Genomic DNA, 21,754 nt, shown 5'->3' with positions numbered 1-21,754 from the left:
CCCGCTGGTCGTGGTGCTCCCGGCCGCCCAGCCACTGCCCGCGAAGAACGACCCCCGCCTGAAGGGGCACGAGACAACGTACAGCGCGTCCCGCGGCGGCTGGGTCAAGCCGACCAAGAAGCCCGCCCCGGGCACGACCAAGAAGCAGCCCAGAGCAGGACACTGAATACGAAGGCCCCGACCAACCCCTCCGGTCGGGGCCTTCACCGCGTGTCACACGTTTGGGCGGGCCTCCGCCGTTCCTGTGACGTGCGCATCCGACGTGCCCGACGATGTCGCCCTCACACGCAACGTCCTGGGGGGACGCCATGCGCACCCGCACCGCCGCCATCACCGCGGCCCTGCTCCTCGCCCTCACCGCTTGCGACAGCAGCAGCGAGGGAGACGACAAGCCTGCCGCCGAACCCAGCCGCAGCCCGAGCACCTCCGCGGCTACGACGCCCGAACCGACTGCCACCGAGACCAGGAGCATCCGAGCCGACTTCAAGGTCGGGCAGGAGGCATCGAATTACGGCACCATCGTCACGATCAACAAGGTGCAGGAGGCCAACACGATCACCATCGCCGGCACCACCAAGCAGGCCGACGCAGACGCCAAGTACGTGACCCTAGAAACCGTTGTCCGCAACGACACGAAGACCAGCATGGACCTCACGTGCTCGTTGCCCATCATCAATGCCCTGATCGATGACCAGGACCGGCGTTTCGACACGATCGACGATCTATACGAGATCCCGGGGAACCCCGAGTGCAACGCAGGGTTGCAGCCCGGTTTCAAGGACGAGATGAAGTTCGTTTACCTCGTACCCAAGGACGCGAAGATCGTGCTTTGGGAGTTTCAGGAGTACGACTTGGAAGCTGAACTGGTGCCGACTCTCGTCGATTTGACCTGATCGCCACTCGGCCGGGGGCGGTCATGCAGCTGCTGCGGTCCGGGTCGGGTGGCAGCCAACGACGGGCCCGTGACCGTGCTGCTTCCCTATGGCGCATAGGACAGGCGATCGTGTCTAACGTCGGCTTCGACCGTCACCTGTGGACTGTGGATCTGACGGGCACGGGTCCGGCACCGGCGTGGTCGGTCGGCCCCTTGCCAACCTGGTAGCTACGCGCCGGATAATGCCCGGCACCCCCCGAGGGGAAGCCCCGTCGGCCGTGCTGGCGGGGCTTCGACGTGTCCCGCGCCGGTAACAGATCCGACTGAATCCGATACGGCCCGCTACCCCCACCGATACATTCACGTTCCCCCCCACACCACATCAGCTCCACACGAGGGGACAGGCGATGAGCCACCAGTACCCGGGCCCGCAGCAGCCCGACCAGGGCGGTCCCGCGCCCGACCAGCCGCCGCCCCCACCCAAGAAGGGCATGTCCGGCTGGGCGACGGTGCCTGTAAAACGGGGCACGTCGTGAAGCGCGACGGCGCAGAGGCCGAACAGCGCGAGCAGCGCGGAACCGGCGAAGAACACGCCGAGGACGGCGAACATCACGGCCCCTTGTCTGACGCTGTCGTACGGCCGCCAGGGGCTGTCATACGCGCGTCGTACGGGGCCAGTCCGCAGTCGGTGACCTGCGGCATGACACCTTCGGGGTAGTGACCGGACTCCCACGCGTGGCGCCACGCCCCGGCGATCAGGGAGACCGCTTCACGGACGGCATCGGACGCTGTAATACCGGCGCGCATCATCACGGCGAGGTCGTCATACAGCGTCTCGTCGACGCGGACGGACAGGCCCTTGCCAGGCTTCGGCGGGGTGCTCACGCAGCCACCCTCCATGCGTCGCGGCCGCCAAGGAGCAGCACCAGGCCGAGCGGCAGCGCGGAGCCCTTCGCCCCGTTGCAGGGCTCGCAGGCCAACACGAGGTTGAAGGGCCGGTTGGTGGGCCACAGGCAGTACGGGACGTAGTGGTCGAGCGTCGCCGTGGTGACGTCCGGGAAGGGCGTACGGCAGTAGAAGCAGCGGCGTCCGTCGCGGCGGGCGAGGCGGTGGCGCAGGGCTCGGCCTCGCTCGCCTCGGATGCAGCCCGCGCGGTGCCGGCGGCTCACTGGGTGGCCTCGGCGTCGAGCGCGTCGAGGAGCTGGCGCAGCGCGACCGTGAGGGCGCCGTGCGAGCCGTAGACCTGAACGGGCCGGTCGTAGTCGACCGCTTCGGCCTCGGCGAGGAAGCCGCGGGCGACATTGCGGGCGACGTTGAGCGGGACGACGTGGGCGAGCGCGTTGCGGCCGCCGACCGAGGGCTTGCCGGGCGCGGGCAGGGGCGTGGGAAGATCCATGGAGCCGTACTCCTTGCGTGATCAAGGGTTCGGTCAGGCCCCGTTGCGGTGTTCCACCACCGCGGCGGGGCCGTTCTGTTGGGCTTAGATAGGTTCGTACTGCACTATCGGCGACCGCCGGTTCGCGGACCTCCAGACCCTCGTACGGCCATGACGCGCCCCGCGGTGCATGCCGCGTCGGGCCATCGGCTGGGGGCGTCCGACCCGCGGCAGGAGGGACCGGCCGATCTTCGGCTGGTGCCCCCTGCCCTGGCGGCCTGGGCCGCGGCTGCTCTCGCCGTGGGCGTGCCGGGCTGGTGGACCGGGCTGGCCGTGACCGTCTGTGTTGTCGTCGCGGGGCTGCTACTGGCTCCAATGTCGGTGCGGGCGCTGCGTGTCGGAACGGGCGGCGGAGATCCGGCGGCCGATGGCGAGGATGCGGGTGCCGGGCGACGCGGGCTCCGGCTCAATGCCACCGCGCTGGCGGCCATGTTGCTGTGCGGCGCCGCGGGTGCGGCCTCGGCCGGTCTGCACGGCGCGGATCTGCGGCGCGGTCCGCTGCCGGAACTGGCGGACCAGTATGCACACGTCACGGCCGAATTGACCGTCATCTCAGATCCGCGACTGACCCGGCCCCGGGTCCGCGGCGATCAGTTGGCCGGACGATCCGTGGTGCTGGACGCGGAGGTGAGCCGAGTGACGGGGCCGGGCGGCTCTGTGACCGTGACCCGGACGCCCGTGCTGGTGATCGTGCGGGCAGGTGCGTCCGGCAAGGCGGGCGATTCCACAGCCCGGTGGCTGCGACTGCTGCCCTCCACCCCGCTCCGGCTGGCCGGACGGCTCGCGCCGCCTTTGAATGCCGACGACCGGTTCGCCGCGGTCCTGCGGCCGGACGGGGCCGGTCCGCCGCCGATCACGGGGCCGCCGACCGCCCTTCAGCGCACGGCCGGAGGGCTCAGGGCAGGACTGCGCGCTGCGACGGACGGGCTCGCCCCGGATGCCCGCGCTCTGCTCCCCGGGCTGGTCGTGGGCGACACCTCTCGGGTCCCGCCCGACCTCCAGGATGCCTTCGAGGCAACGGATCTCACGCATCTGCTTGCCGTATCGGGCAGCAATCTGACCGTGGTGCTCATACTGCTGATCGGACCGCCGGGCACCGCGCTGCTGGCCGAACGGCGGGGTCTCGCGCCCCGGTTGGGCATCACGCTGCGAGGGGCCGCACTCCTCGGCGGTGGGCTCACGCTCGCGTTCGTCGTCGTGTGCCGACCGGAACCGAGCGTGCTGCGGGCCGCGGCCTGCGGAGCCGTCGCCTTGCTCGCCATCGGCACGGGACGCCGCCGGTCGCTGCTGCCCGCGTTGGCCGCCGCCGTACTGCTGCTCGTCCTGTACGACCCGTGGCTCGCGCGGAGTTACGGCTTTCTGCTCTCCGTTCTGGCCACGGGCTCGCTGCTCACCATCGGCCCCCGCTGGAGCGCGGCGCTTCAACGCAGACGGGTGCCGCCCCGGCTAGCCGAGGCGCTGGGTGCGGCGGCTGCCGCACAGGCGGTATGCGCTCCCGTGGTGGCGGTCTTCGCGGCCAGGGTCAGCCTGGTGGCGATCCCCTGCAATCTCGTCGCCGAGCTCGCGGTCGCCCCGGCCACGGTTCTCGGGTTCGCCGCTCTCGCCGTGGCGCCGGTGGCGATGCCGGTTGCCGAGGCGGTGGCCCGCTGTGCCGGGTGGCCCGCGGGGTGGATCGCCTCCGTCGCGCGCACCGGGGCGGCATTGCCCGGGGCTGAGGTGGGGTGGCCGGACGGCTGGCCGGGCGGGCTGCTGCTGGCCGCCGTCACGGTCATGGTCGTGCTCGCCGCCAGGCGCCTTCCCAGGCATCCCTGGTGGGCGGCAGGCTGCACGCTGCTGCTTCTGCTCGCCGTGCTGCGTCCCGCCCCGCTCACCAGAGCCATGTCCGGCTGGCCGCCACCAGGATGGACGTTCGCGATGTGCGATGTCGGTCAAGGGGACGCCACCGTGCTTGCGGCGGGCGGGGGTTCGGCCGTCGTCGTGGACGCGGGGCCCGATCCGGAGCTCGCCGACCGCTGCCTGCGTGACCTGGGCGTCACCCGCGTTCCGTTGATCCTTTTGACGCACTTCCATGCGGATCATGTCCGCGGGCTGCCAGGTGTTTTGCGGGGCAGAGCTGTCGGTGCGGTCCAGACGACGACGTACGACGAGCCCTGGGAGCAGAGCGCGTTCGTACGGAGGACGACGGCCGCGGCCGGCGTGCCCGTGATCCGTGCGGGGCCGGGGGAGCGGCGGAGGGTCGGGCGGCTCGCCTGGCAGGTGCTGTGGCCGCCTGCTGCCCGTGCGTCGGGGGCAGCCCCTGCGGCCGGGCTTGGCCTTCCGGGGGTGGGCTACGTACCGGAGGGGCCCAATGACGCCAGTGTGACGCTGCTCGTACGGATCGAGGGCGGCCCGACCCTGCTGCTCCTGGGTGACCTCGAACCACCGGCCCAGAGGGGGCTGTTGCGAGCCTTCCCGGCGCTCCCTCCCGTCGATGTCCTCAAGGTCGCCCACCACGGCTCGGCCCATCAGCACCCCGGTCTGCTGCGGGGCGTACGCGCACGGCTGGCGCTGATCTCTGTGGGCGCGGACAACACGTACGGCCATCCCTCTCCTCGGACGATCGGCGCGTTGCGGGCCGGGGGCGCGGTGGTGCTGCGTACGGACACCGACGGGGCGATCGCGGTGGCGGGAGGCGGCCGGGACCTGCGGGCGGTGCCGCGAGGCCCCGACCCGCCGCCGCGGCTGACGTCGGCGCATCGGACAGACGGGACTTTGAGGACACGACCTAGGACCAGGGGTCGATGGTGTGCGGACAACCCGCGCGCCACACTTCCCTCATGGATGCCTACCTCCGCCGTATCGGCGCGAGCCGCCCGCGGCGCGCCGATGCCGACGCACTGCGCGAGCTGCAGCTGCGGCACTTGCAGACAGTCCCCTTCGAGAACCTCTCCATCCATCTCGGCGAGGACATCGTGCTGGAGGAGAAGGCGCTCCTGGCCAAGATCGTGGAGGCCGGGCGCGGGGGCTTCTGCTACGAACTCAACGGCGCCTTCGCCGCGTTGCTGCGCGACCTCGGCTTCGGTGTCAGCCTCCTCCAGGGACGGGTCTTCGGCGACGGGGGCCGCCTCGGTGTCCCGTACGACCATCTCGCCCTGCTGGTCGAGACCGCCGACTCGACTGGTCCCTGGCTGGCGGATGTCGGCTTCGGCGATCACTGCCACTACCCGCTGGCGTTCGACGAGCGGGGGGACCAGGAGGACCCGGCCGGTACGTTCCGGATCGTCGAGGTTCCCCAGAGCGGTGATCTCGATGTCCACCGCGACGGGAAGCCGCAGTTCCGCCTGGAGCGGCGGCCCCGCGTCCTGGACGACTTCCGGGCGGGGGCCTGGTGGCACCGCACCTCGCCCGATTCCCACTTCCCGCGGTCGCTCGTGTGCTCGCGGCTCACCCCGGAGGGCCGGATCACGCTCAGCGGCCGCAAGCTGGTCACCACCCTGCGGGGCGAGCGCCACGAGCAGCCGCTGGCCGACGACGCGGCGGTGCTCGCGGCCTACCGCGAGCACTTCGGGCTGGTGCTCGACCGCCTGCCGTCGGCTCCCGGCCGGGCGACCTGAACAATGTCTCTGTGAGTGCTGTGAGACATGTACTGGTGCTGCCCGACCGCGACGCCGCGGAGGAGACGGCCGAGGCCCTGCGGGACCGCTTCGGTATCGCCGATGAGCCCTTGCTCGTACGGGACGCGCTGGCCGGTGAGGACGATGCCGAGGACGCCCAGTGGCTGGTGGTCGTCGAGGACCCGGAGCGACGGCTCGATCCGGTGAAGCTGGACGAGTTCGCGGGGGAGTGGGACGGCTGGCTCGAGGGGCCGTGATGATTGCGAGGCCGGGGGCGGTGTCAGTGGTGCGTGGGATGCTGGACCGCGATGGCCACCAGGAAGAATTCGACCGACGATCCCCTCGCCCCCGTCACGCTCGCCGTGGGCCAGGAGGACCTGCTCCTCGACCGTGCCGTACAGCAGGTGGTGGCGGCCGCCCGGGCCGCCGACGCCGATACGGACGTGCGCGACCTCACCGCCGATCAGCTGCATCCGGGCACCCTTGACGAGCTGACAAGCCCTTCGCTCTTTGCCGAGCGCAAGGTCGTCGTCGTGCGGAACGCGCAGGATCTGTCCGCGGACACGATCAAGGACGTCAAGGCGTATCTCGACGCGCCCGCGGAGGAGATCACGCTCGTTCTGCTTCACCCCGGCGGGGCGAAGGGGAAGGGGCTGCTGGACGCGGCTCGTAAGGCGGGGGCGCGCGAGGTCGCCTGCCCCAAGACGACGAAGCCCGCGGAGCGGCTCACGTTCGTACGCTCCGAATTCCGTGCGCTCGGGCGGTCGGCGACGCCCGAGGCGTGTCAGGCGCTGGTCGACTCGATCGGCAGCGATCTGCGGGAGCTTGCCAGTGCGGTGTCCCAGTTGACGGCCGACGTAGAGGGGACCATCGACGAGGCGGTCGTCGGGCGCTACTACACCGGCCGGGCCGAGGCCTCCAGCTTCACGGTCGCCGACCGTGCGGTGGAGGGGCGGGCGGCGGAGGCGCTGGAGGCGCTGCGCTGGTCGCTGTCGACCGGGGTCGCCCCTGTCCTGATCACCAGCGCGCTGGCGCAGGGGGTGCGGGCGATCGGCAAGCTGTCCTCGGCCCGCGGCGGGCGGCCCGCGGATGTCGCGCGTGAGCTGGGCATGCCGCCGTGGAAGATCGACCGGGTGCGGCAGCAGATGCGGGGCTGGACGCCGGACGGGGTGGCGGTGGCACTGCGGGCGGTGGCGGATGCGGACGCGGGGGTCAAGGGCGGCGGGGACGACCCGGAGTACGCGCTGGAGAAGGCGGTGGTGGCGGTGGCGCGGGCGGCGAGGTCGCGGCGCTGAGCCCTGCGGTGGGCTTTCCCCACCCCGCCCCTGCCCGAACCGGGGGCAAGCCCCCGGACCCCCGGGGAGGTGGAGACGTGGGGGTACTTCGTACCCCCACACCCCCGAAGCGCCGGCTCCGCGGCGCGAGAGGCTGACGAGGACGCCCAGGCGCGCCAGGCGCACCCGGGCTCGGCGCCATGCGGCCTGGACCCGAGCGCCAGCTCCGCGGCGCGCAACGCGGCCCGGCCGCCCCTGTGCCCCGGCGTACCCTAAGCGCCGCCTGCTTGGTGCCATGCTGCCTGGACCCCGAGCGCCAGCTTCGCGGCGCGCGAGGTTGATGAGGATGCCCAGGCGTGCCGGGCGCACCCGCTTCCGGGCCCGGCGCCAGCTCCGCGGCGCGCTGCGCCGGCGCATGCTGCCCGACGTGACGGCGCACCCTCGGTCCAGGGCGCCCCCGATGCCCGGCGCACCACGAAGCGCCGCCTCGCCCGCCCCGCCCCCGAGCCCCCCAAACGCCGAAAGCCCCGGTCCCGTCCTGGGGAAGGACGGTGGCCGGGGCCGCGGATCAAGCTTGGTGCGCCGCACCCGCGTGGCGAACGCAGGCCGCGTGCGGCGCGGAGGGTGCCGGGTCAGGAGCGGAAGAGAGGGCCCGCTGAGTCCCTACCGGCGACAATCAAGAGGTTCAGCCCTGCAGGGAGCCAACCTTGGCGGCCAGCGCCGACTTCTTGTTGGCGGCGGCGTTCTTGTGGATGACACCCTTGGAGACGGCCTTGTCCAGCTTCTGCGACGCCTCACGGACGGCCACAGTGGCCTTCTCGACGTCACCCGCTACGACAGCCTCACGGGCCTTGCGGATCGCGGTCTTGAGCGACGACTTGACGGCCTTGTTGCGCAGGCGCGCCTTCTCGTTCGTCTTGTTCCGCTTGATCTGGGACTTGATGTTCGCCACGAAAGAGCCTTTTCAGGTTCGGTGAAACTTCGATCTCTGAGGTTGCGTCCCGCACTGAGAGGGCACGAGACACAGCTGCCCACGTTACCAGCCGTTCATCCGACGGCCCAAACCGGGCGCAGCCCCGCAGCCATGGGACGATAGAAGCTACGTATCGATCCGACATCGCCCGAGACGAGACGCCCCGCGTCTCAAGAATCAGGACCCTGCGTGCCCGCGACGCCTACCAACGTGCCCGAGCCGAGCCGTACCGACCCGGCGCTGATCCGCAATTTCTGCATCATCGCGCACATCGACCACGGCAAGTCGACCCTTGCCGACCGGATGCTTCAGCTGACCGGGGTGGTCGAGCAGCGGCAGATGCGTGCTCAGTACCTCGACCGTATGGACATCGAGCGCGAGCGCGGTATCACGATCAAGTCCCAGGCAGTCCGGCTGCCCTGGGCGCCGACCGAGGGGCCGGATCAGAGCAGGACCCACATCCTGAACATGATCGACACCCCCGGGCACGTCGACTTCACCTACGAGGTGTCGCGGTCCCTCGCCGCCTGTGAGGGCACGGTCCTGCTGGTCGACGCCGCGCAGGGCATCGAGGCGCAGACCCTCGCCAATCTCTATCTGGCGATGGAGAACGACCTCACGATCGTTCCGGTCCTCAACAAGATCGACCTGCCGGCCGCCCAGCCGGAGAAGTTCTCCGAGGAGCTCGCCAACCTCATCGGCTGTCAGCCGGAGGACGTCCTCAAGGTCTCGGCCAAGACCGGCGTCGGCGTGGAGGCCCTGCTGGACCGCGTGGTCCGCGACGTCCCCGCCCCGGTCGGTGTCGCCCCCGCCCCCGCCCGCGCGATGATCTTCGACTCGGTCTACGACTCGTACCGCGGTGTCGTGACGTATGTACGAGTCGTCGACGGGCAGCTCAACAAGCGCGAGCGCATCAGGATGATGTCCACCGGCGCCACCCACGAACTCCTCGAGATCGGCGTCTCCTCTCCCGAGATGACCCCGGCCGACGGCATCGGCGTCGGCGAGGTGGGCTACATCATCACCGGCGTGAAGGACGTGCGTCAGTCCAAGGTCGGTGACACGATCACCTCCCTCACCAAGGGCGCCACAGAGGCGCTGGGCGGCTACAAGGACCCCAAGCCGATGGTGTTCTCCGGCCTGTATCCGCTGGACGGCTCTGACTACCCCGAGCTGCGCGACGCCCTCGACAAGCTGCAGCTCAACGACGCCGCCCTGGTCTACGAGCCGGAGACCTCCGCCGCGCTCGGGTTCGGCTTCCGCGTCGGCTTTCTCGGGCTGCTGCACCTGGACGTCATCCGTGAGCGCCTTGAGCGCGAGTTCGGGCTCGACCTGATCGCCACCGCCCCCAACGTGGTCTACCGCGTGGTCATGGAGGACGGCACCGAGCACACCGTCACCAACCCGAGCGAGTTCCCCGAGGGCAAGATCGACGAGGTGCACGAGCCGGTCGTACGGGCCACGATCCTCGCCCCCAGCGAGTTCATCGGCTCGATCATGGAGCTCTGCCAGACCCGCCGCGGCACGCTGCTCGGCATGGACTACCTCTCCGAGGACCGGGTCGAGATCCGCTACACCCTCCCCCTCGCCGAGATCGTCTTCGACTTCTTCGACCAGCTGAAGTCCAAGACCCGCGGTTACGCCTCCCTCGACTACGAACCCACCGGCGAGCAGGCCTCCAGCCTGGTCAAGGTCGACATCCTGCTGCACGGCGACAAGGTCGACGCCTTCTCCGCCATCACGCACAAGGACGCGGCGTACGCGTACGGCGTGCGGCTGGTCGCAAAGCTCAGGGAGCTCATCCCGCGGCAGGCCTTCGAGGTGCCCATCCAGGCCGCCATCGGCTCTCGGGTCATCGCCCGCGAGACCATTCGCGCCATCCGCAAGGACGTCCTCGCCAAGTGCTACGGCGGTGACATCTCCCGTAAGCGGAAGCTGCTGGAGAAGCAGAAGGAAGGCAAGAAGCGGATGAAGATGGTCGGCAGCGTGGAGGTCCCGCAGGAGGCCTTCATCGCGGTGCTGTCCAGCGACGAGGGCGGCAAGGCGAAGAAGTAGTCCAGGAGACATGACAAGCGACAGCGCCCGCCGGGGGTCCGGACGGGCGCTTTTCGCGTGTCGGGCGAGCGCGTCCCCGGATACGTGAGACGTGCACCGATTATCGGTTCCGGCACGTGATCCTGCCGTCTCTTCGTTATGAAGCGGCAGCCCGCAGCCTCTTACGCACCGGCTTGGTGCGCTCTACTCTGATCACGGCTCGATGGTTACTCGCCAGTTAAACAACCAGCCAGTCGTGCAGTGCTTGCCGCAGGCCCGGAGGACGTCGTGAGCGACACACAGACCCTGATCGAGAACCGACCGCCCTCGGTGGCGACCCTCTTCGCCGAGCGCGTGGCGGCCACGCCCGACGCCGAGGCCTACCGGTATCCGGTGGCCCCCGCCTCCGGCCATGGACCCGACGACTGGAAGTCGTTGAGCTGGGGCCAGGCCGCCGAGCGGGTCTACTCCATCGCGGCCGGCCTGATCGATCTCGGCGTACAGCCCGAGGAGCGGGTCGCGCTCGCCTCCTCCACCCGGGTCGAGTGGATCCTCGTCGACCTCGGCGTGATGTGCGCGGGCGGCGCGACCACGACGGTCTACCCGTCCACCAACGCCGAGGAGTCGGCGTACATCCTCGCCGACTCCGTCAGCCGGGTGCTGATCGCGGAGGACGCCTCCCAGCTCGCCAAGGCGCGTGAGAAGCGGGCCGATCTGCCGGAGCTGAAGCATGTCGTGGTCATCGACATGGCGGGCGTCGAGCCGGACGAGAGCGACCCCGAGGGCTGGGTCCTCTCGCTCGCCGACCTGGAGGCGCGCGGCGCGGAGTATCTCGCCAAGCACCCGGAGGCCGTCAAGGAGCGGGTCGGCGCGATCAGGGCCGACCAGCTGGCGACGCTGATCTACACCTCGGGCACCACGGGCCGCCCCAAGGGCGTCCGGCTGCCGCACGACAACTGGTCGTACATGGCCAAGGCCATGGCCGCCACCGGCCTGATCGGCCCGGACGACGTCCAGTACCTCTGGCTGCCGCTCGCGCACGTCTTCGGCAAGGTGCTGACCTCCGGGCAGATCGAGGTCGGCCATGTCACCGCCGTCGACGGCCGCGTCGACAAGATCATCGAGAACCTGCCGGTCGTGCAGCCGACCTACATGGCCGCCGTGCCGCGCATCTTCGAGAAGGTCTACAACGGCGTCGCGGCCAAGGCGCGGGCCGGCGGCGGCGCGAAGTACAAGATCTTCCAGTGGGCGGCCGGGGTCGCCCGCGAGTACGCCAAGGCCACGCAGGACAACTACCGGCGTACGGGCACGGCCGCCGCGCCCTTCGGGCTCAGCGCCAAGCACAAGGTCGCCGACGTGCTCGTCTACTCCAAGCTCCGCGACGCCTTCGGCGGGCGGCTGCGCGCAGCGGTCTCCGGCTCCGCGGCCCTCGCACCGGACATCGGTTACTTCTTCGCCGGCGCAGGGATCCACATCCTGGAGGGCTACGGCCTCACCGAGTCCAGCGCGGCGTCCTTCGTCAACCCGGGCGAGGCGTACCGCACCGGCACCGTCGGCAAGCCGGTGCCCGGCACCGAGGTGCGCATCGCGGACGACGGCGAGATCCTGCTGCGCGGTCCCGGCATCATGGAGGGCTACCACGGGCTGCCGGAGAAGACGGCCGAGGTCCTGGAGCCCGACGGGTGGTTCCACACCGGGGACATCGGCGAGCTGTCCGCGGACGGCTATCTGCGGATCACGGACCGCAAGAAGGACCTGATCAAGACGTCGGGCGGCAAGTACATCGCGCCGGCCGAGGTCGAGGGCCAGTTCAAGGCGGTCTGCCCCTTCGTGTCCAACATCCTGGTCCACGGCGCGGACCGTAACTTCTGCACCGCGCTGATCGCGCTCGACGAGCCCACGATTCTCGGCTGGGCCAAGGAGAACGGTCTTGACGGCAAGTCGTACGCCGAGGTCGTGGCCACGAAGGAGGCCGAGCAGCTCATCGAGGGCTATGTGAAGCGGCTCAACGAGGGGCTGCAGCGCTGGCAGACGATCAAGAAGTTCCGGCTGCTTCCGCGGGACCTGGACATTGAGCACGGTGAGCTGACGCCGAGCCTGAAGCTGAAGAGGCCGGTCGTCGAGCGCGAGTACAAGGACCTGATCGAGGACATGTACGCGGGCTCGCGCGAGGCGTAGGGGAGGTCCGGGGCGGAGCCCGGCGGAAGACCCGGACCTTCCCGCCAGGCCCCGCCCCCGCTACACGCACCTGCCGCGGCGCAGGTCCGTCAGGAGTTCCTCCATCCGCGTCAGCTGCGTCCGCAGCTCCGGCACATCAGCCGGACCGCTGCGGCCCAGTTCCGTTTCTATCGTGCTCAGCCGCTCCGCGAGCTCGCCCAACTGCTCCTGCTCGCGCGCCAGCATCCGCTCCAACTGGCGGTTCTTGCGGTGCAGATCGAGGAACACGTTCACCTTCGCCCGCAGCACCCACGGGTCGAAGGGCTTGGTCAGAAAGTCCGCCGCCCCCGTCGCATATCCCCTGAACGCATAGCCGCTGTCCGCCTCCGTCCCGGTCAGGAAGATGATCGGAACGTCCTTCGTCTGGTCGAGGCGCTTGATGTTGGACGCGGTCTCGAAGCCGTCCATGCCCGGCATCCGTACATCCAGCAGGACCACCGCGAACTTCTGCCGCAGCAGTGCCTTCATCGCCTCTTCCCCCGAACGCGCGCGGACCAGCGGCTCGTTGAGGGACCCCAGGACAGCCTCCAGGGCGACGAGATTGTCCTCCATGTCGTCCACCAGGAGGATGCTCGCGCGGTCGGCGGTGGTCGCCTCTGTGCTCATCGTGTCTGCCTCACGTGATCGTCGGTGGGACGGCTGCCGGATTCCCATCGCCGGTTGACTGTCCCGGTATCGCGGGTGCTGCTCCAGGTGTCGCGCCGTCCGGTCCGCCCGTCCCGCTGCCCTCCGGGTCCAGCAGGGCGCAGACGACGGTCAGCAGACGGTCGACGTCCACAGGTTTGGGCACGTACTCGTTCGCGCCCTGGGCGATCGACTTCTCACGGTCGCCGGGCATCGCCTTGGCGGTGAGAGCCACGATCGGCAGATCCGTCCACAGCGGGCTCCGTCTGATCGCCTCGATCGTCTCGTAACCGTCCATCTCGGGCATCATGATGTCCATCAGAATCAGTTCGACGTCGGTGTTCCGCTCCAGCGTCTCGATGCCTTCCCGGCCGTTCTCCGCGTACAGCACGGGCATGCCCACCCTGCCCAGCACATGGGTGAGGGCGAAGACGTTGCGGATGTCGTCGTCCACGATGAGGACGCGCCGGCCCGTCAGGATCCGGCCCCGGCCCGACTTCCACGCCTCCAGCTTGGTCGTGGTCGGCCAGCCGTCGTCCAGCTCCGTGCGCTGCATGTGTTCGGCGTGATGGCGCTCCGGCGAGGTCATCGGCACGTCGTGGACGTCGTGGATGCCCAGGCCGTCGTGGGAGCCGTCGCTGTCGGCGCCGATGTGGCCGGGGTAGAGGACGGGGACGTACAGCGTGAAGGTGGAGCCGCGGCCCGGCTCGCTCTCCGCGATGATCCGGCCGCCGAGCAGCCCGGCGATCTCCCGGCTGATCGACAGGCCCAGGCCCGTGCCGCCGTATTTGCGGTTGGTGGTCCCGTCGGCCTGCTGGAACGCCTCGAAGATCACCGGCAGTTTCTCCGGCGCGATGCCGATTCCGGTGTCCGTGACGGCGAAGGCGATCAGGTCGTCGATGCCCTTGAGCAGCTTGTTGTCGGGGTCCTTGAGCCGGTTCACCCTCAGCTCGACACGGCCGCTGGAGGTGAACTTGATCGCGTTGGAGAGCAGATTGCGCAGGATCTGCTGGAGCCGCTGCTCGTCGGAGTACATCTCGCGCGGTACGTCCTCGCCGACCGCGACCTCGAAGGCGAGCCCGCGGTCGAGCGTTATCGGGCGGAAGGTGGCGTGGACGTAGTCGAGGAGTTTGATCAGCGGCAGCTTCTTCGGACGCACATCCATCCGGCCCGCTTCGATCTTCGACAGGTCCAGGATGTCGTTGATCAGCTGGAGCAGGTCGGAGCCCGAGCGGTGGATCGTGGTGGCGAACTGCACTTCCTGGTCGGAGAGATGGCCGTCCGGATTGTCGGAGAGCAGCCGGGCGAGGATCAGCAGGGAGTTCAGCGGGGTGCGCAGTTCGTGCGACATGTTCGCCAGGAACTCCGACTTGTACTGCGAAGAGGTGGCCAGAAGCGCCGCCTTCTCCTCCAGTTCGGCGTTGGAACGCTGCAACTCGGCCTGCTGGCGCTGGAGTTCGTCGGAGCGCTCCTGGAGCTGGATGGCCAGGCGCTGGGACTCGCCGAGGAGCGATTCCGTACGGGAGTTGGCGATGATCGTGTTGATCGCGACGCCGATGGTGTTCACGAACTGGTCGAAGAAGGCCAGATGGACATCGGAGAAGCGGGAGAAGGACGCCAGCTCGATGACGCCGAGCAGCTTGTCCTCGAAGAGGATCGGGATGATGACGACGCTGGCGGGGGACGCCTCACCGAGCCCCGAGTTGATCTTGATGTAGTCCGGCGGGGCCTCCTCCAGGAGAATCCGCTTCTTCTCCAGGGCCGCCTGGCGCACAAGACCGTGTCCCGGCATTCCGGTCGTGTCGATGGTGGCGGACTGGGCCGAGCCGTAACCCGCGATGAAGGCGAGTCCCTTGGTGGTCGATGTCGTACGGGACGGAGTGCCGTCGCCGTCCGGGTCGGCCAGGAAGAAGGCGCCGTACTGCGCGTTCACCAGCGGGGTCAGCTCGCGAAGGATCAGGTCGGCGACCTCCATCAGATCGCGGTGGCCCTGCATCAGACCCGCCAGGCGGGCGAGGTTGGACTCCAGCCAGTCCTTGGCGCGGGTGGTCTCGCGGAGGTTGGACACCATCAGGTTGATGTTGTCCTTGAGCTCGGAGACCTCGCCGCGGGTCTCGACGGTGATCGAGCGGGACATGTCGCCTTGGGCGACGGCGGAGGCCACCTCGGCGATGGCGCGGACCTGGGTGGTGAGGTTGAGCGCGAGCTCGTTCACATTGGTGGTCAGGCGCTTCCAGGTGCCGTACACGCCCTCGACGCGCGCCTGGCCGCCGAGCTGGCCCTCGCTGCCCACCTCGCGGGCCACACGCGTGACCTCGGAGGAGAACGAGGAGAGCGTGTCCACCATGGTGTTGATGGTGGTCTTGAGCTCCAGGATCTCGCCGCGGGCGTCCACGTCGATCTTCTTGGACAGGTCGCCCTGAGCCACGGCCGTCGCCACCTGGGCGATGTTCCTCACCTGCGAAGTGAGGTTGTCGGCCATGTAGTTGACGTTGTCGGTGAGGTCCTTCCACAGGCCGGTGACGCCGAGGACCTGGGCGCGGCCGCCGAGCCTGCCGTCCGTGCCGACCTCGCGGGCGACCCTGGTCACCTCGTCGGCGAAGGCGCGCAGCTGCTCCACCATCGTGTTGACGGTGTCCTTGAGCTCCAGGATCTCGCCGCGGGCGTCGACGGTGATCTTCTTGGAGAGGTCGCCGTTGGCGACGGCGGTGGTGACCTGGGCGATGTTGCGGACCTGCGAGGTCAGGTTGGACGCCATGAAGTTGACGTTGTCCGTGAGGTCTTTCCAGACGCCGGATACGCCGCGGACCTGGGCCTGGCCGCCGAGGTTTCCTTCGGTGCCGACTTCGCGGGCGACGCGGGTGACCTCGTCGGCGAAGGCGGAGAGCTGGTCGACCATGGTGTTGATGGTCGACTTGAGCTCCAGGATCTCGCCCTTCGCCTCGACCGTGATCTTCTTGCCGAGGTCGCCCTGGGCCACGGCCGTTGACACGAGCGCGATGTTCCTCACCTGTGAGGTGAGGTTGTCGGCCATGAAGTTGACGTTCTCGGTGAGGTCTTTCCAGACGCCGGAGACGCCGCGGACCTGGGCGCGGCCGCCGAGGTTTCCTTCGGTGCCGACTTCGCGGGCGACGCGGGTGACCTCGTCGGCGAAGGCGGAGAGCTGGTCGACCATGGTGTTGATGGTCGACTTGAGCTCCAGGATCTCGCCCTGGGCGTCGACGGTGATCTTCTGGGACAGGTCGCCGTTGGCGACGGCGGTGGTGACCTGCGCGATGTTGCGGACCTGGGAGGTCAGGTTGGACGCCATGAAGTTGACGTTGTCCGTGAGGTCTTTCCAGACGCCGGAGACGCCGCGGACCTGGGCACGGCCGCCCAGCTGGCCCTCCGTGCCGACCTCGCGGGCGACGCGGGTGACCTCGTCGGCGAAGGCGGAGAGCTGGTCCACCATCGTGTTGACGGTGAGCTTCAGCTCCAGCAGCTCACCGGTCGCCTCGACCGTGACCGTACGGGTCAGGTCGCCGCGGGCGACGGCGGTGGTCACCGCCGCGATGTCCCGCACCTGCGCGGTCAGCCGGGAGGCCATCGTGTTGACCGCCTCCGTCACATCCCGCCAACTCCCGGACAGGCGCTGGACCTTGGCGCGTCCGCCGAGGCGGCCTTCGGTGCCCACCTCGCGCGCGACCCGGGTCACTTCGCCGGTGAAGAGCGAGAGCTGGTCGACCATCTTGTTCACGGCGCGGCCGAGTCGGCGCAGATCTCCACGCAACTGGCGGTTGCCGTCGTGCAGATCGACCCGCTGGGTCAGATCGCCGCCGGCCACCGCGTCCAGCACCCGGGTGGCGTTCGCCGCGGGCACCACGAGGGCGTCGAGGAGCGCGTTCGTACTGATCACGCCAGAGGTCCAGGCGCCCTGGCCGGGGCTCGCCGCCAGCCGGTCGTCCAGGCGTCCGTGCCGTACGACTTCCCTGCGTACGCGCGTCAGTTCATCCGTGAAGTGCCGATTGCGCACCGCGATCTGGTTGAACATCGCCGCCAGCTCGGCGGACATCCCTTCATGCGTCTCCGCCACCCGTATCTTGAAGTCCCCGTCCCGCAGGGCCGTCATGGCGGCCAGCAGAGGGCGGAGCTCCGAGACCCGGATCCAGGCACCGTCGGGCGGCGGCTCGGCACCCGGCCGGGATCCCGACGGGGCGGGCGGCCCGGAGGACTGGGCGGGCGACAAAGCACTCTGTTCGTTCATAACCGCCCACTTCAGTGACTCGGCGCTTATGGGCAGGCTCAGTCTGTCACTCTGTCGGTGTCATAAGCGGCGCATTGCCAGAACCGACCAGGAGCCGCACAGTGGGGCCCGTTCCGATGCAGCGAGACACCGTCCAGCGCCCAACCCCGTTGTACCCACTACGGGATGACGCGCGGTCGGTTTCCCGCACGAGCCTGCCCGGAAACCCTCTCGCGCCCTGTGCGGCGCGACGTTTCGTCCGAGCCGCACTCGCCGACTGGACCAACCTCGGACTGCTCGCCACCTGCGCCTTCTGCCGGGGCACGGCGGGCCGCGGGGGCTGCCCGCCGGGCAGGCACAGTACGGACCGGCTCGCAGACGATGCCGTACTCGTCGTCAACGAGCTCGTGACAAACGCCGTAGTCCATGCGGGCACCACCGTCGAACTCCTCTGCCGGCTCGATGAATCGGCCGAGGGCGAGCCCGCCGCGCTGGTGATCGAGGTCTCCGACCACCACCCCGCCAGGACCGTACGCAACGAACCGCACGGCGAGGACCGCACCGGCACCCCCGAATACGGACGCGGCCTCCATCTCGTCGGCGCCCTCGCCGAGCGCTGGGGCATCACCTATCGCGCCGCCCTCAAGACCGTCTGGGCCCGCCTGCCCGTCGACGGCCTGGAGTCCTGCCCCGTGCCGGGCGCCGAACCCGCGCTCCAGCGCGGGCTGCGCGCGGCCGAGATCCTCGCCCCCACGCCGCGGCGCACCGCCCGTGAGGACCCGGACTGGATCAGCCGAGGGGCGCTCTCCTTTCTCGCCGAAGCCTCCGACCTGCTCGCCGGACAGCTCGACGAGGACATGGTCGCGGCGCTCGCCGCCCAGCTGCTGGTGCCACGGCTCGCCGACTGGTGCGCGATCTGGCTCGACGGCGAGGGCGGACACCCCAGGTGGGGAACGGGCCGCCCTTCGGGAGCCGCGCCCCGGCTCGCCCGGGTCTGGCACAGTGACGAGTCCCGGATCGAGGAACTGCGCGAGATCCTGAGCAAGGAGCCCCCGCGGCTGCCCGACACCCCACGCAACGGCCCTGTGCCGATCCCCTGGCCGCGCGAGGGCGAGCCGGGCGCGGGCGAGGGGACGGTGCTGGCCTTCCGTCTCGTCACCGGCGGGCGCGGTCTCGGCACGCTGCTCGTCGCCCGGCAGGGTCTGGCACGTGTGCCCGACGAAGTGACCGCTCTGATCGAGGACTTCGCGCGGCGGCTCGCCCTCGCGATCGGCGCGGCCCGGCAGTACACCCGGCAGGCCACCATCAGCAAAGTCCTCCAGCGGGGTCTGCTGCCCGGCAAGGTCGGCGAGATCCCCGGCGTGGACCGCTTTCTCGTGTACGAGCCGAGCGACGACGGAGTCGCGGGCGGCGACTTCTACGACATCTTCCCGGCGAGCTCGGGCGGCCGCTGGTGCTTCATGCTCGGCGACGTCCAGGGCAGCGGGCCCGAGGCCGCCGTCGTCACCGGCCTCGCCCGGCCCTGGCTGCGGCTGCTCGCCCGCGAGGGCTACCAGGTCGGCGAGGTGCTCGACCGGCTGAACGGACTGCTGCTCGACGACGCGATGGAAGCGGCGGAGGCGGCCGCGCTGATGGTCGCAGCGGCCGGCGGCCAGGGCCTGCCGGAAGGGCCGCAGGCACGGTTCCTGTCCCTGCTCTACGGCGAGCTGGTGCGCTCGCCCCTGGGCGGTGTGCGGTGCACCGTCGCCAGCGCCGGGCATCCGCTGCCGCTGCTGCTGCGGCCCGACGGCACGGTGCGTACGGCGGCGGAGCCGCAGGTGCTGCTCGGGGTCGTCGACGAGGTGGCGTACCAGAGCCAGACCTTCGACCTGGAGCCCGGTGACACGCTGCTCTGTGTCACGGACGGGGTGACCGAGCGGCGCTCGGGGGCGCGGATGTTCGACGACGGCGACGGTCTCGCGACGGTGCTCGCGGGGTGCGCGGGGCTGACGGCGCAGGGGATCGCGGAACGGATCAAGCAGGCAGTGCACGAGTTCGCCGAGACGCCGCCGGGGGACGATCTCGCGCTGCTGGTGCTGCAGGCGATGTAAGCCTCGCGGGTGACGGACAATGGGAGGCATGCCTTCCGTACTGCCCGATGGTGAGCCCATGCCCGAGGACGGGGCGCTGCCCGCATCCGCCCTCGAAGAGGCCGCCGGCCGGCCGCTCGCCTTCTATCTGCATGTGCCGTACTGCGCGACGCGCTGCGGCTACTGCGATTTCAACACCTACACGGCGACCGAGCTGCGCGGCTCGGGCGGCGTCCTCGCCTCCCGCGACAACTACGCCGCGATGGTCGCCGAGGAGATCCGCCTCGCCCGCAAGGTGCTCGGCGACGACCCGCGGCAGGTGAAGACGGTCTTCGTCGGGGGCGGTACGCCGACGCTGCTCGCCGCCTCGGATCTCGTACGGATGCTGTCGGCGGTACGCGAGGAGTTCGGCCTCGCGGACGACGCGGAGATCACCACCGAGGCGAACCCGGAATCGGTGGATCCGGCGTACCTGGCCGAGCTGCGGGAGGGCGGCTTCAACCGGGTGTCCTTCGGGATGCAGAGCGCGCGGCAGCACGTACTGAAGGTGCTGGACCGTACGCACACGCCGGGGCGGCCCGAGGCGTGCGTCGCGGAAGCGCGGGCGGCGGGCTTCCGGCATGTGAACCTCGACCTCATCTACGGCACGCCGGGGGAGAACGACGACGACTGGCGCGCGTCCCTCGCGGCGGCGGTGGGGGCCGGCCCCGACCACATCTCGGCGTACGCGCTGATCGTGGAGGAGGGCACCCAGCTGGCGCGGCGCATCCGGCGCGGCGAAGTGCCGATGACCGACGACGACGTCCATGCGGACCGCTACCTGATCGCGGACTCGGTCCTCGCGGAGGCGGGCTTCGACTGGTACGAGGTCTCCAACTGGTCGACCTCACAGGCCGGCCGGTGCCTGCACAACGAGCTGTACTGGCGCGGCGCGGACTGGTGGGGCGCCGGCCCCGGAGCGCACAGCCACGTCGGCGGGGTGCGGTGGTGGAACGTGAAGCACCCGGGGGCGTATGCGGCGGCGCTCGCGGAGGGCCGGTCGCCGGGAGCGGGCCGCGAGGTGCTCGCGCCGGAGGACCGCCGGGTGGAGCGGGTGCTCCTGGAACTGCGCCTGCGCGAGGGCTGCGAACTGTCGCTGCTGCGGCCGGCGGGGCTGGCGGCGGCGGGGCGGGCGTTGGCGGAGGGCCTGCTGGAGGCGGGGCCGTACGGGGAGGGACGCGCGGTGCTGACGCTGCGGGGGCGGTTGCTGGCGGACGCGGTGGTGCGGGACCTGGTGGATTAGGGGTGCGGTGGCGCGGGGTGCGCCTGCGGCGGGCTTTCACCCCACCCCGCCCCTTCCCGCTGTGACATTTTGCGGCTCCGCCGCGTGGGGGGCTCCGCCCCAGACCCCGTGCGGGGGCTCCGCCCCCGGACCCCCGCGCCTCAATCGCCGGCGGGGCTGAATCATTCAGCCCGTCCGGCGTTTGAGGACATGCGGCCGAAGGTCGCATTCGGGGTCCGGGGCGAAGCCCCGGCGGGGGTCTGGGGGCTTCGCCCCCAGTTACGCGATGGGGGTACCTCCCACGGCCGCCAGGCCGTAGGGGGAGGGCGGGGTGGGGAAACAACCCCCGGGTCACACCTCCGCCGCCGTCACGAAATCGATCAGCTCCTCCACCCGCCCCAGCAGCTCCGGCTCCAGGTCCTTGTACGACCGCACCGCCGACAGGATCCGCTGCCACGCCGCCCCCGTGTTCTCCGGCCAGCCCAGCGCCCGGCAGACCCCCGTCTTCCAGTCCTGGCCCCGCGGGACCGACGGCCACGCGCTGATGCCCACCGAGGAGGGCTTCACCGCCTCCCACACGTCGATGTACGGGTGGCCCACCACCAGTACGTCCTCGCCCGTGACCTCCGCCGCGATGCGGGACTCCTTCGAGCCCGGGACCAGATGGTCCACCAGCACCCCCAGGCGCGCGTCCGGGCCAGGGGCGAACTCGCGGACGATCGAGGGGAGGTCGTCGATGCCTTCCAGGTATTCGACGACGACCCCCTCGATCCGCAGGTCGTCACCCCACACCCGCTCCACGAGCTCCGCGTCGTGGCGGCCCTCGACATAGATGCGCCCCGCCCGCGCCACCCGCGCACGCGCCCCTGGGACCGCGAGCGAGCCGGACGCGGTGCGGGCCGGGCGCACCGGAGCGGCGGCGGAGGGGCGTACGAGGGTGACGACGCGGCCCTCCAGCAGGAAGCCCCGCGGGACCATCGGGAACACCCGGTGCTTGCCGAAGCGGTCCTCCAGAGTGACCGTCGGCCCCTCCGCCGTCTTCTCGCAGCGGATCACCGCACCGCAGAAGCCCGTACCGACCTCCTCGACGACCAGATCGTGCTCGGCCGGCACCTCCGGCGCGGGCTGAGACTTCTTCCAGGGCGGGGTCAGATCCGGGCTGTAGCTGCGCATTCGCC

General features: G+C 70.3%; 17 protein-coding genes and 1 pseudogene. 10 read left to right on the top strand and 8 right to left on the bottom strand.

Annotated elements, in window-relative coordinates; genetic code table 11:
- Window positions 1–10 precede the first annotated feature (10 nt).
- Together OG741_RS13810 and OG741_RS13805 are read left to right on the top strand one after the other, a co-directional pair.
- The gene (locus OG741_RS13810) at window positions 11–166 is read left to right on the top strand and encodes a hypothetical protein (protein WP_405597528.1); all 156 of its coding nucleotides are present in this window, start codon (window positions 11–13) and stop codon (window positions 164–166) included.
- 142 nt (window positions 167–308) lie between these two features.
- Window positions 309–893: a hypothetical protein gene (locus OG741_RS13805; protein WP_405597526.1), complete on the top strand. Its 585-nt coding sequence runs from the start codon at window positions 309–311 to the stop codon at window positions 891–893.
- Between the two features lie 363 nt (window positions 894–1,256).
- On the opposite strand, the gene OG741_RS13800 is transcribed toward OG741_RS13805, so the two are convergent.
- The 4 genes from OG741_RS13800 to OG741_RS13785 are packed head-to-tail and all read right to left on the bottom strand — an operon-like array spanning window position 1,257 to window position 2,270.
- Window positions 1,257–1,484: a hypothetical protein gene (locus tag OG741_RS13800; protein WP_405597525.1), complete on the bottom strand. Its 228-nt coding sequence runs from the start codon at window positions 1,482–1,484 to the stop codon at window positions 1,257–1,259.
- On the bottom strand, window positions 1,484–1,759 hold the full coding sequence (locus OG741_RS13795; RefSeq protein WP_405597523.1) for a hypothetical protein: 276 nt from the start codon (window positions 1,757–1,759) through the stop codon (window positions 1,484–1,486). Before OG741_RS13795 ends, OG741_RS13800 begins: the two co-directional genes overlap by 1 nt.
- Complete coding sequence (locus OG741_RS13790) at window positions 1,756–2,043, bottom strand: HNH endonuclease (protein WP_405597521.1); 288 nt, start codon at window positions 2,041–2,043, stop codon at window positions 1,756–1,758. The genes OG741_RS13795 and OG741_RS13790 overlap by 4 nt, the downstream gene beginning before the upstream one ends.
- A complete protein-coding gene (locus OG741_RS13785; RefSeq protein WP_405597518.1) occupies window positions 2,040–2,270 on the bottom strand; it encodes a hypothetical protein in 231 nt (76 codons plus the stop codon). Before OG741_RS13785 ends, OG741_RS13790 begins: the two co-directional genes overlap by 4 nt.
- A gap of 150 nt (window positions 2,271–2,420) precedes the next feature.
- Between OG741_RS13785 and OG741_RS13780 the strand changes: the two are divergent.
- The 4 genes and pseudogenes from OG741_RS13780 to holA all read left to right on the top strand — a co-directional run.
- Window positions 2,421–5,012 (top strand): annotated as a pseudogene (locus tag OG741_RS13780) (ComEC/Rec2 family competence protein); the annotation flags it as partial.
- Window positions 5,013–5,125: 113 nt separating this feature from the next.
- A complete protein-coding gene (locus OG741_RS13775) occupies window positions 5,126–5,902 on the top strand; it encodes an arylamine N-acetyltransferase (RefSeq protein WP_405597515.1) in 777 nt (258 codons plus the stop codon).
- A gap of 11 nt (window positions 5,903–5,913) precedes the next feature.
- On the top strand, window positions 5,914–6,159 hold the full coding sequence (locus OG741_RS13770) for a hypothetical protein (RefSeq protein ID WP_405597513.1): 246 nt from the start codon (window positions 5,914–5,916) through the stop codon (window positions 6,157–6,159).
- Window positions 6,160–6,210: 51 nt separating this feature from the next.
- Entirely contained in the window at window positions 6,211–7,197 is a 987-nt protein-coding gene (gene holA / locus OG741_RS13765) for a DNA polymerase III subunit delta (protein WP_405597510.1), read from the top strand.
- A gap of 664 nt (window positions 7,198–7,861) precedes the next feature.
- Here holA and rpsT read toward each other — a convergent pair.
- Window positions 7,862–8,128 (bottom strand): 30S ribosomal protein S20, encoded by a 267-nt coding sequence (gene rpsT, locus OG741_RS13760; RefSeq protein WP_266476461.1) that lies wholly within the window; start codon window positions 8,126–8,128, stop codon window positions 7,862–7,864.
- A 210-nt stretch (window positions 8,129–8,338) separates the two neighbouring features.
- Between rpsT and lepA the strand changes: the two genes are divergently transcribed.
- Window positions 8,339–10,204, top strand: a complete 1,866-nt coding sequence (gene lepA / locus OG741_RS13755; RefSeq protein ID WP_389369740.1) for a translation elongation factor 4 — start codon at window positions 8,339–8,341, stop codon at window positions 10,202–10,204.
- Window positions 10,205–10,471: 267 nt separating this feature from the next.
- Complete coding sequence (locus OG741_RS13750; RefSeq protein WP_405597506.1) at window positions 10,472–12,361, top strand: AMP-dependent synthetase/ligase; 1,890 nt, start codon at window positions 10,472–10,474, stop codon at window positions 12,359–12,361.
- Window positions 12,362–12,421: 60 nt separating this feature from the next.
- Here OG741_RS13750 and OG741_RS13745 read toward each other — a convergent pair whose 3' ends face one another.
- The gene (locus OG741_RS13745) at window positions 12,422–13,006 is read right to left on the bottom strand and encodes a two-component system response regulator (protein ID WP_405597504.1); all 585 of its coding nucleotides are present in this window, start codon (window positions 13,004–13,006) and stop codon (window positions 12,422–12,424) included.
- A gap of 10 nt (window positions 13,007–13,016) precedes the next feature.
- Window positions 13,017–17,132, bottom strand: coding sequence for a HAMP domain-containing protein (locus OG741_RS13740; RefSeq protein WP_405605550.1), 4,116 nt, complete (start codon window positions 17,130–17,132; stop codon window positions 13,017–13,019).
- A gap of 251 nt (window positions 17,133–17,383) precedes the next feature.
- Between OG741_RS13740 and OG741_RS13735 the strand changes: the two genes are divergently transcribed.
- Window positions 17,384–19,336: a SpoIIE family protein phosphatase gene (locus OG741_RS13735; protein WP_405597502.1), complete on the top strand. Its 1,953-nt coding sequence runs from the start codon at window positions 17,384–17,386 to the stop codon at window positions 19,334–19,336.
- A 28-nt stretch (window positions 19,337–19,364) separates the two neighbouring features.
- The gene (gene hemW / locus OG741_RS13730; protein WP_405597500.1) at window positions 19,365–20,597 is read left to right on the top strand and encodes a radical SAM family heme chaperone HemW; all 1,233 of its coding nucleotides are present in this window, start codon (window positions 19,365–19,367) and stop codon (window positions 20,595–20,597) included.
- Window positions 20,598–20,927: 330 nt separating this feature from the next.
- Here the strand turns inward: hemW and OG741_RS13725 are convergent, their stop codons facing one another.
- Window positions 20,928–21,749, bottom strand: coding sequence for a DUF3097 domain-containing protein (locus tag OG741_RS13725; protein ID WP_405597498.1), 822 nt, complete (start codon window positions 21,747–21,749; stop codon window positions 20,928–20,930).
- Window positions 21,750–21,754: the final 5 nt, after the last annotated feature.

Origin of the sequence: Streptomyces sp. NBC_01410, assembly GCF_045040195.1 — a bacterium.
Lineage (GTDB): Bacteria > Actinomycetota > Actinomycetes > Streptomycetales > Streptomycetaceae > Streptomyces.
Note: the sequence above shows the minus strand (reverse complement) of the source record. Positions and strands in the feature narration are given on the sequence as shown.

What these genes read in the sequence shown, in the direction of transcription:
- OG741_RS13805 (WP_405597526.1), top strand. Translation starts at nt 309, where the DNA reads ATGCGCACCCGCACCGCCGCCATCACCGCGGCCCTGCTCCTCGCCCTC.
- OG741_RS13800 (WP_405597525.1), bottom strand. Translation starts at nt 1,484, where the DNA reads ATGTTCGCCGTCCTCGGCGTGTTCTTCGCCGGTTCCGCGCTGCTCGCG.
- OG741_RS13785 (WP_405597518.1), bottom strand. Translation starts at nt 2,270, where the DNA reads ATGGATCTTCCCACGCCCCTGCCCGCGCCCGGCAAGCCCTCGGTCGGC.
- OG741_RS13775 (WP_405597515.1), top strand. Translation starts at nt 5,126, where the DNA reads ATGGATGCCTACCTCCGCCGTATCGGCGCGAGCCGCCCGCGGCGCGCC.
- holA (WP_405597510.1), top strand. Translation starts at nt 6,211, where the DNA reads ATGGCCACCAGGAAGAATTCGACCGACGATCCCCTCGCCCCCGTCACG.
- OG741_RS13745 (WP_405597504.1), bottom strand. Translation starts at nt 13,006, where the DNA reads ATGAGCACAGAGGCGACCACCGCCGACCGCGCGAGCATCCTCCTGGTG.
- OG741_RS13740 (WP_405605550.1), bottom strand. Translation starts at nt 17,132, where the DNA reads ATGACGGCCCTGCGGGACGGGGACTTCAAGATACGGGTGGCGGAGACG.
- OG741_RS13735 (WP_405597502.1), top strand. Translation starts at nt 17,384, where the DNA reads ATGCAGCGAGACACCGTCCAGCGCCCAACCCCGTTGTACCCACTACGG.
- hemW (WP_405597500.1), top strand. Translation starts at nt 19,365, where the DNA reads ATGCCTTCCGTACTGCCCGATGGTGAGCCCATGCCCGAGGACGGGGCG.
- OG741_RS13725 (WP_405597498.1), bottom strand. Translation starts at nt 21,749, where the DNA reads ATGCGCAGCTACAGCCCGGATCTGACCCCGCCCTGGAAGAAGTCTCAG.